At 38.4% G+C, this 13247-nt stretch carries 11 protein-coding genes; 4 read left to right on the forward strand and 7 right to left on the reverse strand.

All coding sequences use genetic code 11. From position 1 onward, the window contains the following. Window positions 1-564: 564 nt before the first annotated feature. The 6 genes from ACJJVU_RS01405 to ACJJVU_RS01430 form a co-directional block, all read right to left on the reverse strand. Complete coding sequence (locus tag ACJJVU_RS01405) at window positions 565-1221, reverse strand: CoA transferase subunit B (RefSeq protein ID WP_298323187.1); 657 nt, start codon at window positions 1219-1221, stop codon at window positions 565-567. 2 nt (window positions 1222-1223) lie between these two features. Further along, window positions 1224-1925: a CoA transferase subunit A gene (locus tag ACJJVU_RS01410; RefSeq protein WP_108877549.1), complete on the reverse strand. Its 702-nt coding sequence runs from the start codon at window positions 1923-1925 to the stop codon at window positions 1224-1226. A 142-nt stretch (window positions 1926-2067) separates the two neighbouring features. Beyond that, window positions 2068-4398, reverse strand: coding sequence for a penicillin-binding protein 1A (locus tag ACJJVU_RS01415; protein WP_405221504.1), 2331 nt, complete (start codon window positions 4396-4398; stop codon window positions 2068-2070). Between the two features lie 10 nt (window positions 4399-4408). Continuing rightward, on the reverse strand, window positions 4409-4885 hold the full coding sequence (locus ACJJVU_RS01420) for a gliding motility lipoprotein GldH (RefSeq protein WP_339845946.1): 477 nt from the start codon (window positions 4883-4885) through the stop codon (window positions 4409-4411). Further along, a complete protein-coding gene (gene ricT, locus ACJJVU_RS01425; RefSeq protein WP_405221507.1) occupies window positions 4878-6365 on the reverse strand; it encodes a regulatory iron-sulfur-containing complex subunit RicT in 1488 nt (495 codons plus the stop codon). The genes ACJJVU_RS01420 and ricT overlap by 8 nt, the downstream gene beginning before the upstream one ends. A 159-nt stretch (window positions 6366-6524) precedes the next feature. Beyond that, entirely contained in the window at window positions 6525-7556 is a 1032-nt protein-coding gene (locus ACJJVU_RS01430) for a rhodanese-related sulfurtransferase (RefSeq protein WP_405221510.1), read from the reverse strand. A 404-nt stretch (window positions 7557-7960) separates the two neighbouring features. Between ACJJVU_RS01430 and recA the strand changes: the two genes are divergently transcribed. The 3 genes from recA to ACJJVU_RS01445 all read left to right on the forward strand — a co-directional run bounded on the left by recA (window position 7961) and on the right by ACJJVU_RS01445 (window position 11198). Further along, the gene (gene recA, locus ACJJVU_RS01435) at window positions 7961-8968 is read left to right on the forward strand and encodes a recombinase RecA (RefSeq protein WP_298323206.1); all 1008 of its coding nucleotides are present in this window, start codon (window positions 7961-7963) and stop codon (window positions 8966-8968) included. 197 nt (window positions 8969-9165) lie between these two features. Continuing rightward, the gene (locus ACJJVU_RS01440; RefSeq protein ID WP_298323209.1) at window positions 9166-9741 is read left to right on the forward strand and encodes an RNA polymerase sigma factor; all 576 of its coding nucleotides are present in this window, start codon (window positions 9166-9168) and stop codon (window positions 9739-9741) included. Further along, the gene (locus tag ACJJVU_RS01445; protein WP_405221514.1) at window positions 9741-11198 is read left to right on the forward strand and encodes a hypothetical protein; all 1458 of its coding nucleotides are present in this window, start codon (window positions 9741-9743) and stop codon (window positions 11196-11198) included. Before ACJJVU_RS01440 ends, ACJJVU_RS01445 begins: the two co-directional genes overlap by 1 nt. Before the next feature lie 147 nt (window positions 11199-11345). On the opposite strand, the gene ACJJVU_RS01450 is transcribed toward ACJJVU_RS01445, so the two are convergent. Further along, complete coding sequence (locus tag ACJJVU_RS01450; protein WP_405221517.1) at window positions 11346-12077, reverse strand: lysophospholipid acyltransferase family protein; 732 nt, start codon at window positions 12075-12077, stop codon at window positions 11346-11348. Window positions 12078-12147: 70 nt separating this feature from the next. Here ACJJVU_RS01450 and trpS point away from each other — a divergent pair, with 70 nt between their 5' ends. Then, on the forward strand, window positions 12148-13119 hold the full coding sequence (trpS, locus tag ACJJVU_RS01455; RefSeq protein ID WP_405221520.1) for a tryptophan--tRNA ligase: 972 nt from the start codon (window positions 12148-12150) through the stop codon (window positions 13117-13119). Window positions 13120-13247 lie beyond the last annotated feature (128 nt).

Here is a 13247-nt window from a genome sequence, read left to right on the forward strand (position 1 = left end):
TAACGAACTTACTTAGCATTTAATCGAAATCAATTACTTGATTTGGGGGACTGCTAAAGTACTATAAAATTACACATCTGCAAGGCTTTTGATTAAGAAAATTTGCTGTAATGTTAAAATATTGTGTATTTCATCGAAATATTGAGTTTTTAAACGTCATTAATAGATTTTTTCGAATTTAAGCTAGGAAACCTCTCTTTTAATTTGTGTAGATAAAACACAGTGCAAAATGTAGGAATATTCTCTATTAAGGCAAAATCAAGGAGCAAGCGCTCTACATTTTTAACAACTGATAAATAGTCATATAGAGCTCATTAAAACCATCTTGAGGGAAGCGTTTTAAATAAAGCATATTTATTATTAGAGCATCCATATGCTCTCACACAAATCAAAGGATTGTTTATGAAGAAAAAATAGAACCTGAGAAGGGTAAAACCTGTGTGATCTTAAGACGAGAATACAACCACAAGGTTTCTTTAAAATAAAAATCTCCAACTATCTCAAAAAACCATTTTTAATGGTCGTAAGATAATTGGAGACTATGTTTTACTAAACTGAAGTATATTAAAACTTCATTTCTGGGATATCACCATCTATAATTAACGTTCCTTCGGTTGCTGCTTGAATCTCTTCTACAGATACTCCTGGAGCTCTCTCAAGCAGTTTAAAACCTGCTTCGGTAACTTCTAGTACGGCAAGATTACTCACTATCTTTTTTACGCATCCTACACCAGTAAGTGGCAGGCTACATTTTTTCAAAAGCTTTGATTCTCCTGCGCGATTGGTATGCATCATGGCTACAATAATATTCTCTGCACTTGCAACGAGATCCATTGCTCCACCCATACCCTTGACCATTTTACCTGGTATTTTCCAGTTTGCGATGTCACCATTTTCTGCAACTTCCATAGCACCTAGAATGGTAAGGTCTACGTGTTTACCACGTATCATACTAAAGCTAGTAGCACTATCAAAAAAACTTGCTCCTGGCAAGGTTGTGATGGTTTGTTTTCCTGCATTGATAATATCTGCATCCTCTTCTCCATCATATGGAAAAGGTCCCATTCCCAACACTCCATTCTCACTTTGAAACTCTACGTCAATATCTTCACGTACATAGTTTGCAACAAGCGTAGGGATACCGATACCTAGGTTTACATAATATCCATCTTGTACTTCTCTTGCAATGCGTTGTGCAATTTGATTTTTATCTAAAGCCATAATTAGTCTCTTGTTCTAACGGTGCGTTGTTCTATTCTCTTTTCATACGTTTCTCCTTGGAAAATACGTTGTACAAAAATCCCTGGAATGTGTATTTGATTAGGGTCTAGTGTCCCTACCGGCACAAGCTCTTCCACCTCTGCAACAGTTATGGTAGCTGCCCCACACATATTGGGATTAAAGTTTCTTGCAGTCCCTTTAAATATTAAGTTACCTGCAGCGTCACCTTTCCATGCCTTTACGAAAGCAAAATCTGCTTTAAAGGCATGTTCTAGCACATACATCTTTCCGTCAAATTCTCTCGTTTCTTTTCCTTCGGCTACTTCTGTTCCGTATCCTGCTGGTGTATATATGGCTGGAAATCCTGCTTGCGCGGCTCTGCATCGCTCTGCAAGTGTTCCTTGTGGTATAAGCTCTACATCAAGCTCACCACTAAGCATCTGGCGTTCAAACTCGGCGTTTTCACCCACATAACTAGAAACCATTTTCTTTATTTGCTTTTTCTGTAACAACAGCCCTAGTCCAAAATCATCGACTCCGGCATTATTAGAAATACAGGTGAGATTATTGACATCAAGAGCTACTAGTTTAGCTATAGAATTTTCTGGAATACCGCTGAGACCAAAACCTCCTAGCATCATTGTCATTCCACTTTCAACACCTTCTAGTGCGGCGTCTACTCCAGTCACTTTCTTTGTTATCATATTCTTAGTTTATAAGTACTAAAAGTACGGATTTTGTATCAAATTACGCTTTCGCGAAAGCGTAATTGAACATCTAAAAATGAATCCAAAAAAAAAGAGCGCGATTGCTCGCACTCTTTATCATTATGTCTGTATTATACTATTAAAAATCTAGCTCATCTGGTAGCTCGTCGCTTACACCAGAACTCTTATAATCATCACAATTAGTTGTGATTGTTAAGTTACTAGGCTTTGAAAATTCGCTTTTAGAAATCTCCAAGTCTTCATTCTTATATACTTCTTTCATATACATTCCCCAGATAGGTAATGCCATTGTTGCTCCCTGACCATAACCAATACCTGGGAAGTGAACTGCACGATCATCACCACCTACCCAAACTCCAGTAACAAGGTTAGGGACAATCCCCATAAACCATCCATCACTTTGATTTTGTGTAGTACCCGTTTTACCAGCTATTGCATTATCAAACCCGTATGGATAACCCGTTACGGCATTGCGATATATTGCATCTTTACGCCATGTGTGACGTAATCTTGCTCCAGAACCTGAGCGCGTTACTCCTTCCATTAACTGCAATGTCACATAAGCGCTCTCTGCACTTAACACATCCCTAGTTTCTGGAACATGCTGGTATAAAATAGTTCCATTTTTATCTTGTATGGTACTTACAATCTGTGGTTTTACATACACCCCTTGGTTTGCAAAAGCTCCGTAAGCAGATACCATCTCGTACACACTTAAATCTGCTGTCCCCAGCGCGATAGAAGGTACTACTGGAATATCCTTTGTATCTACTCCTAGCTTACCTACTAAATCAATTACTGGTCTAGGCCCTACCTTGTCCATTAATCTCGCAGAAATTGTATTTACAGATTGAGCAAGTGCTTCCTTCATAGTAATCATACCACCCATCTCTCCTCCAGAGTTTTCTGGTGTCCAATTCTTTGTGTTACCGTGTGCCCCTGCAGGTATTGTATAAAGCGTATTAGGTAATGTATCACATGGAGATAAATGAAGTTGATCTACAGCAGTTGCATATAAGAAAGGCTTGAAGGTAGATCCTACCTGGCGTTTTCCTAACTGTACGTGATCATATTGAAAGTGGTTCATATTAATACCACCTACCCATGCTCTCACTTCTCCAGTTTGAGGCACCATAGACATCATCCCTGTACGTAAGAATTTCTTGTAATAACGTATAGAATCACGCGGAGTCATTAATGTATCTACATCTCCTGCCCATGTAAAAATGGTCATGTCTGTCTTTACATCAAATGATTTTCTAATTGCAGCCTCGGTTTTTCCTTGCGCCTTAAGTTTGCGCCAGCGAGATGAACTCTTTATAGCATTATTAAAAATGCGCTCTACATCCTCCTCTTCGATATCTCTAAAAGGAGCTGTTTTGTTTTTCTCGTTTTGTCTATCAAACTCGGCTTGTAATCTTGGCATGTGAGCAGCAACAGCATCTTCTGCCATTTTCTGCATACGAGAATCTATAGTTGTAGTTATTGTAAGACCGTCACGGTAAATGTTATAATACGTGGTATTACCCTCTGCATCTTCTCCTTTAGGATTCTCTTTAATCCATGAAGCCATAAATTTCTTAAGATTTTCTCTAAAGTACGTTGCCGTTCCATCTGCGTGTCCTTCTGGAGTAAACTTTACTTCCATAGGTAATGCTGTGAGGGAATCTTTTTCGGCAGTAGTAATCATCCCGTTTACTTCCATCTGCTTGAAGACTTGATTGCGCCTTCTTAGTGATTTTTCCTTAGATATCTCACGGTATGGGTTATACTGTCTTGGATTCTTAAGCATTGCTACAAAAACAGCGCTTTCATGCAAATCAAGATCTTTTACATCTTTATTAAAGTAAATACGAGCGGCAGAACTTATACCAATAGCATTAAAAAGAAAATCAAATTTATTGAGATACATCGCAATGATTTCTTGCTTTGTATACTGGCGTTCTAGCCTTGTTGCAATTACATACTCTTTTGCCTTCTGAAGAAGACGCTCCAGTGTAGAGCTAGGAGGGTTTGAAAATAACAACTTAGAAAGCTGTTGTGTTACTGTACTTGCACCACCGTTTTTACCTAGATAAGCCATCGCTCTGGCTGTACCTCTAAAGTCTATACCAGAGTGCTCATAATAACGCTCATCTTCTGTTGCAACTAGTGCATCAACAAGGTTTTGCGGTAATTGATCATATTTAATAGGAGTCCTATTTTCATTATAATAAGTACCCAGTTGCTTTCCATCTACAGAGATTATTTTTGTAGCAAGGTTGCTTTCTGGATTTTCAAGTTCTTCAAAGGTGGGGAGTGTTCCAAAAACATTCCAACTTGCTAGTAAAAACAATAGTATTGCTAGTGTGACTCCTCCTGCAAATAGTCGCCAAAACCAAGAAATATATTTACTGTAATCTCCTTCGCTTTTTTTTGGAGCTTTTTTTGGAGGTGTTTGTTTTGCCATTATGATCTTTTTATTCTTGCTTTTCAATACGTAATCCTACTTCGGTAATTCCTTCTAGATAGGCATCTCCGGCGATGTTTCCGTTTTTTCTTACTGCATGCTCTATAGTAAAGGTGTAGGTTCCGCTTTCGCGAAAGCGTACTCCTTCCCTATACAACAATTTACTTTCTTTAATATCTCCAAAACCAGTACCCATCCATGTTCCATCTGGATTTGCCATTTCGTACTCAAGAGTATCTGTGTACGTACGCCCTTGTGGAAACTGCATTTCTGTAATCAAAAAAAGATTACTATATGGGTATTGATTATTGTTGCGAACGGTGATATATGCATTATATAATGGCACACTATCAAGCTCGTTTACTTCTAATATCACAGGTTCATTAATATTCCATGAGCTACCTAACGACGTGTATGAATGATACACTTGTTTTGAATCACATGAAACACATAAAATAATGAGTATCAATAGTAATACGTTACGCATTAGGTTTTGGTTTTTGAGGACGCCTTTTATTTTTATTTGCAGGCTTTGATCCTCCAGCTTTTTGACCTTCTTGAGTTGGTTTTTGGCTCGTTGCATCTTTAGGTTTGTTTCCCTGAGCTTGCGGCTTTGGGCCTCTGCTTTTAGGCCTAGGTCCTTTACCTTCAGGTCTCGGTCCTTTTGCTTGAGGCTTTGGGCCTTTACCTTCTGGTCTAGGTCCCTTTGCTTGAGGTTTTGGTCCTTTCTTTGCTGCAGGTCTTGGACCTTTTGCACCATCTTGATTAGGTTTTCTGGGAGTTCTATCCTTAGCTTTTGGTCTATCTCCCTGAGGCTTGTTTCCTTTACCAGCAGGTTTTCTCTTACGACTATTGCGACGCTTGTTTGTAGTTTTAGGCTTGTCAAAACGAGTAAGACTATCTTGTCCCACTACATTGCCAAAGTCTATTACTGTTTCTTCTATAAGTTCGGCAGCAAATTCTTCCAGACTTGCAACCGGCTCTTTCTTTTTATTTGCAGCTATAATCTCATTTGCATGATCTGTAGTAAGCTTATGCCAGTTCATCCATTCTCCCTCGTAGGCATACCATAGATGTCCTTGAAAAATGTCAATTTTCTGGCAGACTGCAGTTCCTTTTTGAGTGTATAATTTTGTCTCACTTTTTGGAAAACTTTTGAGCGCATCCATGTAAGCATCTAGCTCATAATTAAGACAGCACTTCAATTTCCCACATTGTCCAGCAAGCTTTTGCGGGTTAAGTGATAATTGCTGGTATCTAGCAGCACTCGTAGTTACAGACCTAAAATCTGTTAACCATGTAGAACAACAAAGTTCGCGACCACAAGAACCTATACCACCCAGACGTGCCGCTTCCTGACGCAGACCTATCTGTCTCATCTCAATACGAGTGCGGAAATCTTGAGCAAATTCTTTTATGAGTTGGCGAAAATCTACACGATCTTCTGCCGTATAATAAAATGTCGCTTTAGAACCGTCACCTTGAAACTCAATATCTGAGATTTTCATTTGGAGATCTAGACGTATCGCTATCTGTCTAGCGCGCACCTTCATACTTTCTTCTTTCTCGCGCGCCGTAGTCCAGATGTCTATATCTCTTTGTGATGCCTTGCGATAAATTTTAAGCGTTTCTGGAGTGTCTTGCCTTACTTTTTTGCGCTTCATTTGCACGCGCACAAGCTCACCGGTAAGAGTTACCATACCAATATCGTGACCAGACTCTGCTTGAGTGGCTACAATATCACCTATACTTAAGGTGATTTTTTCTTCGTTTTTATAGTAATCTTTACGTCCGTTTTTAAAACGTACTTCTACGTAGTTAAAAGCTTCTTGTCCATCAGGAAGGGACATATTAGAAAGCCAGTCAAAGACTGTAAGTTTATTACATCCGTCGGTTCCGCAGGTTCCATTGTTCTTACAACCTTTAGGAGATCCGTCTTCACCTGTGCCACAACTGCCACATGCCATATTTTGTATATTTAAATGTACATCGCTCTATATCAATCGTTAAGAGAGTAACAGCCGCGTGTACGCGTTATATTTATGTTCACAATGAACTATCGATAAAGATAGGTAATCTATAGCGCCTTTTCCAAAATCAAAATCAACAGATTCTTTTTCTGCTTTTTACTTCTTAAAAGCCAGCTTTTCTGATCTACCTTTCTTAAAAATCTTATTACTATTTCCTTTACCAGAACGTAATTTCTTTTGCTCTTCGTATGGCAGTGCATTAATCTCTGCACACTCTGTAGAGCAGCATTTTTCATTGGCCTTTGCACATTCATCACATTGTATAAAAAGTAAGTGACAAGCTTCATTTGCACAGTTTACGTGCTCATCGCAAGGAGTACCACACTGATGACAGTTTGAGATAACATCGTCTGAGATACGCTCTCCACGACGGTGATCAAACACAAAATTCTTACCCTTGAACTTATTATCAAGCTTCTCTGCTTCTACCTGGCGAGCATACTCAATGATTCCTCCTTCTAGCTGGAAAACATTTTTAAAGCCTTTGTGCTTAAAATAAGCACTTGCTTTCTCACAACGTATTCCACCTGTGCAGTACATCACAAGTTTTTTATCTTCCTTGTGATCTTTTAGATCTTCTTCAATAATATCAAGACTATCCCTAAAAGTATCTACATCTGGAGTTACTGCATTTTTAAAATGCCCTATCTCACTCTCATAGTGGTTACGCATATCAACGAGCACTGTATTCTCGTCTTCTATAAGCTCATTAAAAGTAGAAGCGTCTACGTGAACTCCTTTGTTTGTTACATCAAAAGTATCATCTACCAGTCCATCTGCAACAATCTTGTTACGCACTTTTACTTTGAGTTTTAAGAACGACTTATCGTCTTGCTCTCTCGCAATATTGAGGCGTACATTCTCTAGGAAGTTTATCCCATCAAGAAATTCCTTAAATGCTGTAAATTTTTTGGCTGGAACAGACATCTGGGCATTTATACCCTCATTTGCCACATAAATACGTCCCAAGGCTTCCATCTCATCCCAAGCCACAAAAAGGTGGTTTCTGAAAAGTTCTGGGTTTCCAATCTTATGATACTGGTAAAAAGAGAGTGTAAGGCGTTCTTCTCCCGCCTCTTCTATAAGCTGTGCTCTCTCTTTTGCGCTTAATTTGTTGTACAGTTGCATGCTATACCTTCGTTTTAAGTTAAAAGAATTATTTCTTCGGCAAATATAAGTCTTTGAATTAAGGGAACAAAAAATGCCCGGAGGTCTATCCTGCGGGCATTTTTTTGTGAATTTTGGCTAATTCAGGTTTACATTTTATTTAATGTCGTCGTAATTTTTTTAATACTTTGTAGCTGTGGCCTTCCTAATTTTAGTAAAGATTCCAAATTTTAGTATCTTTGACAAAACGTCGGGAATAATGTGTTTGGTGTGCGTTAGACTTATTCTCGTTGCTAAGATGCAATAATAATTAAATGGTTGCGTCATCATCGACAAGAATTATGTTAAAAATATTACGCTTTCGCGAAAGCGCACCTTGTTTACCCATTATTTAACAATTAAATTTACAATACAAAACTGAAGATATGAGTAGTGAAAAAGATGCAAAATTAAAAGCCCTTAAACTCACCCTAGACAAGCTAGACAAGACTTACGGTAAAGGAGCTGTGATGAAAATGGGAGATCAAGCTATCGTAGATGTAGAGTCTATACCAACGGGTTCTCTAGGGCTAGATGTTGCTTTAGGTGTAGGAGGATATCCAAGAGGTCGTGTAATTGAAATTTACGGGCCAGAATCTTCGGGTAAAACCACCTTGACATTACATGCCATTGCTCAGGCTCAAAAAGCTGGAGGGATTGCAGCATTTATTGATGCAGAGCACGCTTTTGACCGTTTCTATGCAGAAAAGCTAGGGGTGGATATTGATAACTTGATCATATCACAACCAGATAACGGAGAGCAAGCACTTGAAATCGCAGACAATCTTATACGCTCTGGAGCTATTGATATCGTCGTAGTAGATTCTGTTGCTGCACTTACTCCTAAAAGTGAGATAGAAGGTGAGATGGGAGATTCAAAAATGGGACTTCACGCTCGTTTAATGTCTCAAGCACTTCGTAAACTTACTGGATCCATTAGTAAAACTAATTGTACTGTGATTTTCATTAACCAACTTCGTGAGAAAATTGGGGTTATGTTTGGAAATCCAGAAACTACAACGGGAGGTAATGCACTTAAGTTTTATGCTTCTGTACGCCTTGACATACGTCGTTCTACACAGATTAAGGATAGTAACGCAAACGTAATGGGTAATAAGACCCGAGTTAAAGTTGTAAAGAACAAGGTTGCTCCACCTTTCCGTATGGCAGAATTTGACATCATGTATGGGGAAGGAATCTCAAAAGTGGGAGAGATTATTGATATAGGTGTAAACTATGAGATTGTAAAGAAAGCTGGATCATGGTTTAGCTATCAAGATACTAAGTTAGGTCAAGGTCGTGATGCTGTAAAAGCATTATTACTAGATAATCCAGACCTTATGGATGAGTTAGAAGCAAAAATTCATGAAGCTATCAAATTATCTAACGAGTAAGCAATTATATCATATTGATAATAAAAACCTCCCATAAGGGAGGTTTTTGCATTTTAAACGCAACCTTTTTATTTTTTTAGCATCTACGTAGTGTTAACCAGGTAAAATTTTATAGAAAGTATACGAGTAGACGTCCATAAATGATATCATAATGTAGCTCATGAGCACTTTAAATAGATATCTGTTCTTATCTTGTTATGAGAACATTAAAACCAAACAACCGGTTGAGTCAAGACCAACTCATAAAGAACTGTAAGAAGAAGCAACCTAAGGCTCAAGCAGAATTATACAATCGCTATTCAAGCGTTTTGTTTTCTGTATGCTTAAAGTATGCTCCTAATTATGCAGAAGCAGAAGATATTCTGCAAGATGCCTTTATGACCATTTTTGACAAAGTAAGTCAGTACAAAAACAAAGGTTCGTTTGAAGGATGGCTTAAAAGAGTTGTTATAAATACTGCGCTACAGCGCTATAGAAAACCAGGTGTTTTTAACCTAGTTAATGAAGAAAATATAAAGGAAGTAGAAGTTGAGATAGAAGAAGAAAGTGTTCCTCTCGATTTCCTACTTAAGATTATACAAGAGCTTCCAGATCGATACAGAATGGTTTTTAACCTTTATGTACTAGATGGGCATTCGCACAAAGAAATATCAGCATTGCTTACAATTTCTCAGGGTACTTCAAAATCAAACCTTGCACGCGCCCGAGGAATATTAAAAGAAAAAATAGAGATGAGCCAGTTTAACCCCAAAAGCAAATCTCACATACAATAATGAAGGAGAAGAAGAACATAGATAGATTATTCCAAGAGAAATTCAAAGATTTTGAATCGCATCCTAGCGACCATGTGTGGAGTAATATTCTTGCAGCACAAAAAGAAAAAGAAGATAAAAAGGTAATTCCATTATGGTGGAAGTTGGGCGGTATAGCTGCTGCGCTCCTATTGCTTTTTGGAATAGGTAGCTTATTTATCAATACTCCTAATCAAGAGAATACTCAGGTTGTAGATACTCCAATCATAAATGATGAAAACGCAGTTTTAGAAGAGAACACGGCAACAACGTCAATTACTCCTCAAGTATCAACAAGTAATGAGGAAAGCAATAAACTTGCAACTACTACCAACTCCCAAACTACTTCGAATACAAAAAGCAATACGACAGTAAGATATCCTGAAAGTGCTACTCTAGCATCTAGAAGAGACGACAATAACTCTAGGAATGGATCTCAAAACAGTCCAAACAAAGCAAACCTCGCAACAACTGAGCAAAACACTGCGGGAATTACTTATCAAGCAAATTCATCTCAACCAAATACAGGAAACACAGATAGCCCGCTTCATCTAAATAAAGCTGAAGTTGAAAATAATGACTCTCCACAAAAAATTACCAATGCGATTGCTCAAACAAGCACACTAGACGAGAGTTCTAATAACAATAAAAACCTCATCGACGAAGCTCAGAAAATAGAAACCTTGCAAGAGGACGAGCTTGCTCAAGTAGATGACAACACTGCAATAAAGCGCTGGGATGTAGGTGCTGTAGCCGCTCCTGTTTACTATGGAGATTTTGGTGGCTCTGGATTAGACAAACAGTTTGCAGATAATGATAAATCTGGTGATGTGAATTTAAGTTATGGGGTTCAAGTGAGTTATGCTATAAGTCCAAAATTCAAGATACGTACTGGAGTGAGCAATGTAGATTTGAGTTATAATACTAATGAGATATCCTTTTCGACCAATGGATTAGGACGCAGTGTGCGAGGTATTTCATTTAATGACAATGCAAAAGTACTGGCCATTTTAGACAATCCCGCTACTCAACATAGTTTTACTGCAGACAACGCTATATCAAGAATAGGCGCATCCTCAAATGGCTCCCTACAACAGCAACTAAGCTACTTAGAAGTACCGCTAGAAGCTATTTACGTAATTTCAGATAAACGCGTAGGACTATCTCTTATAGGTGGAGTAAGCACTTTATTTCTTAATGAGAATGACGTTGTCTTAAAGTCATCACAGCTCACTACAAGTTTAGGGACAGCAAATGGTGTAAATGAGGTGAGTTTTACCACAAACTTAGGTGTAGGCTTAGATTATAAATTCACAAAAAAAATCATATTTAATATAGAACCTTCACTTAAATATCAACTCAACAGTTTTGATAATAAGGTGGTAGATTTTCAGCCGTATTACATAGGTGTATATACTGGCGTAAGCTATAAGTTCTAGTAAAGAAGCTATACCAAGTGTAGTTTACTTGGTATTAGGTTAGTTTTTTAGTTGGTTAGGTAATCGTTGCTCTTGCAATGATAACAAGAAAGGCTCCGCTGGTTACGGAGCCTTTTTATGTATACGCTTTCGCGAAAGCGGTCTTATCTACTTGGTTAATTCATGTAAGATAACCTCACGTGTTTGCTCTCTTAAGGCTCTCTTATCATCTTGCGTCATCGCTACCGTAGGGATAAAACGGTGCACCTTTGCTCTCATCACCCCTGGAATTCCTTTGAAAAATGAGTAAGGAAATCGCTTCTTATTATCATAAAAGGTGATGGGTACAATAGGAAGATGATGGTCTATTGCTAGTCTAAAAGCTCCATCCTTAAAAGTATCTAGCACTAGTGACAAATCATTAGGAACGCCACCTTCTGGAAAAATACAGATACTAAAACCCTGACTAAGGCGTCGTTGTGCTTGATCAAATACTTGCTTACGACTGCGCGCATTACCTCTATCTACTAAGATACAAGTGCGCTTATAAAAGAAACCAAAGAGTGGCAGCTTTGCTAGCTCTGCTTTACCCACAAATACAAAAGGACTTTTTGCAAGGTGAAGCATTAACAGAATATCCATCATAGAGGTGTGGTTACTCACCAGCATATATCCTTTGCCTCGCTCAAACTTCTCTTCTCTTACTACTTTTGGAAATAATCCCATGAGTAACATAATCGTACGAGCCCATATTTGCGCTAGACGAAAAAACATTCCGTACCACGTTTCTTTGAGGATACTAATAATGAGAAGTGGAGATAAAATCAGTATCACCACAAGCATTAAAAAGTAAAACCATACTTTCCAAACAGCAACCGCTATGTTTCTTAAAAAATGCATGGTGCCAAAAATAGGTAATTCGCCCTAGCCAATGCGTAGAAAAAGTTAACTTTGCTTTTTACTTAATTTTATGTCAAGAATACTTACTGGTGTACAAAGTACAGGTACACCCCACTTAGGAAATTTATTAGGAGCGATTATCCCTGCCATCGAGATGGCAAATAATCCTGCAAACGAGGCATTTCTCTTTATTGCAGATATGCACTCGCTTACTCAGATAAAAGACGGCGCACAGCTCCGTCATAATACCTATAGCACGGCAGCTACCTGGCTTGCTTTTGGTCTTGACATTAACAATACTGTATTTTATAGACAGAGCGATGTGCCTCAAACTACAGAGCTTACTTGGTATTTGAGCTGTTTCTTTCCATACCAGCGACTTACACTCGCTCACAGTTTTAAGGACAAAGCAGATCGCCTAGAGGATGTAAATGCTGGATTATTCTCCTACCCTATGCTTATGGCGGCAGATATCTTGCTGTATGATGCAGAGGTTGTACCCGTAGGTAAAGATCAAGCGCAGCATATAGAAATGACTCGTGATGTTGCTAGCCGTTTTCACGCAGCAACAGGTAAGGAGGTTTTTGTATTACCAGAAGCTAGTCACAATGAAGAAACCATGTATATTCCAGGTACAGACGGCGCAAAGATGTCTAAGTCTAAAGGAAATATTATTGATATCTTCTTACCAGACAAGAAGCTACGTAAGCAAATTATGGGGATTAAAACAGACAGCACCCCTATGGAGGAACCTATGGAAACAGAGGGCTGTAATGTGTTTAACCTTTATAAATTACTAGCATCACCAGAACAAATAGACCGCTTACGCGAAAATTATAAACGCACAGACTTTGGCTACGGTCACGCAAAGCAAGCTGTCTATGAAGTGATTATAGAGAGATATGCAACACAGCGTGAGAAATACCATTATTATATGGACAACCTCAACGAGATTGATGCTGCATTAAAAATAGGAGCAGAAAAAGCAACCAAGGTTGCAAATGGAGTGATTGAGAGGGTGCGTGAAGTGGTTGGATATTAATAAACTAAAATTGAAATATTATGGACTTCATGAGCTTTTTAAGCGGTAACGGTTTGTTCCTCATCTTGGGACTTGTATTGATTATCGTAGTTTTGTACAACAAATTTAGAAACAGACGCTAGGTCGTT

Source organism: Dokdonia sp. Asnod1-B02, assembly GCF_045063955.1.
Classification (GTDB): domain Bacteria; phylum Bacteroidota; class Bacteroidia; order Flavobacteriales; family Flavobacteriaceae; genus Dokdonia.

Excerpts from the sequence above, each read along its gene's own strand:
- ACJJVU_RS01405 (WP_298323187.1), bottom strand. The coding sequence starts at position 1,221 with ATGGCTTTAGATAAAAATCAAATTGCACAACGCATTGCAAGAGAAGTA.
- ACJJVU_RS01410 (WP_108877549.1), bottom strand. The coding sequence starts at position 1,925 with ATGATAACAAAGAAAGTGACTGGAGTAGACGCCGCACTAGAAGGTGTT.
- ACJJVU_RS01415 (WP_405221504.1), bottom strand. The coding sequence starts at position 4,398 with ATGGCAAAACAAACACCTCCAAAAAAAGCTCCAAAAAAAAGCGAAGGA.
- ACJJVU_RS01420 (WP_339845946.1), bottom strand. The coding sequence starts at position 4,885 with ATGCGTAACGTATTACTATTGATACTCATTATTTTATGTGTTTCATGT.
- ricT (WP_405221507.1), bottom strand. The coding sequence starts at position 6,365 with ATGGCATGTGGCAGTTGTGGCACAGGTGAAGACGGATCTCCTAAAGGT.
- ACJJVU_RS01430 (WP_405221510.1), bottom strand. The coding sequence starts at position 7,556 with ATGCAACTGTACAACAAATTAAGCGCAAAAGAGAGAGCACAGCTTATA.
- recA (WP_298323206.1), top strand. The coding sequence starts at position 7,961 with ATGAGTAGTGAAAAAGATGCAAAATTAAAAGCCCTTAAACTCACCCTA.
- ACJJVU_RS01440 (WP_298323209.1), top strand. The coding sequence starts at position 9,166 with ATGAGAACATTAAAACCAAACAACCGGTTGAGTCAAGACCAACTCATA.
- ACJJVU_RS01445 (WP_405221514.1), top strand. The coding sequence starts at position 9,741 with ATGAAGGAGAAGAAGAACATAGATAGATTATTCCAAGAGAAATTCAAA.
- ACJJVU_RS01450 (WP_405221517.1), bottom strand. The coding sequence starts at position 12,077 with ATGCATTTTTTAAGAAACATAGCGGTTGCTGTTTGGAAAGTATGGTTT.
- trpS (WP_405221520.1), top strand. The coding sequence starts at position 12,148 with ATGTCAAGAATACTTACTGGTGTACAAAGTACAGGTACACCCCACTTA.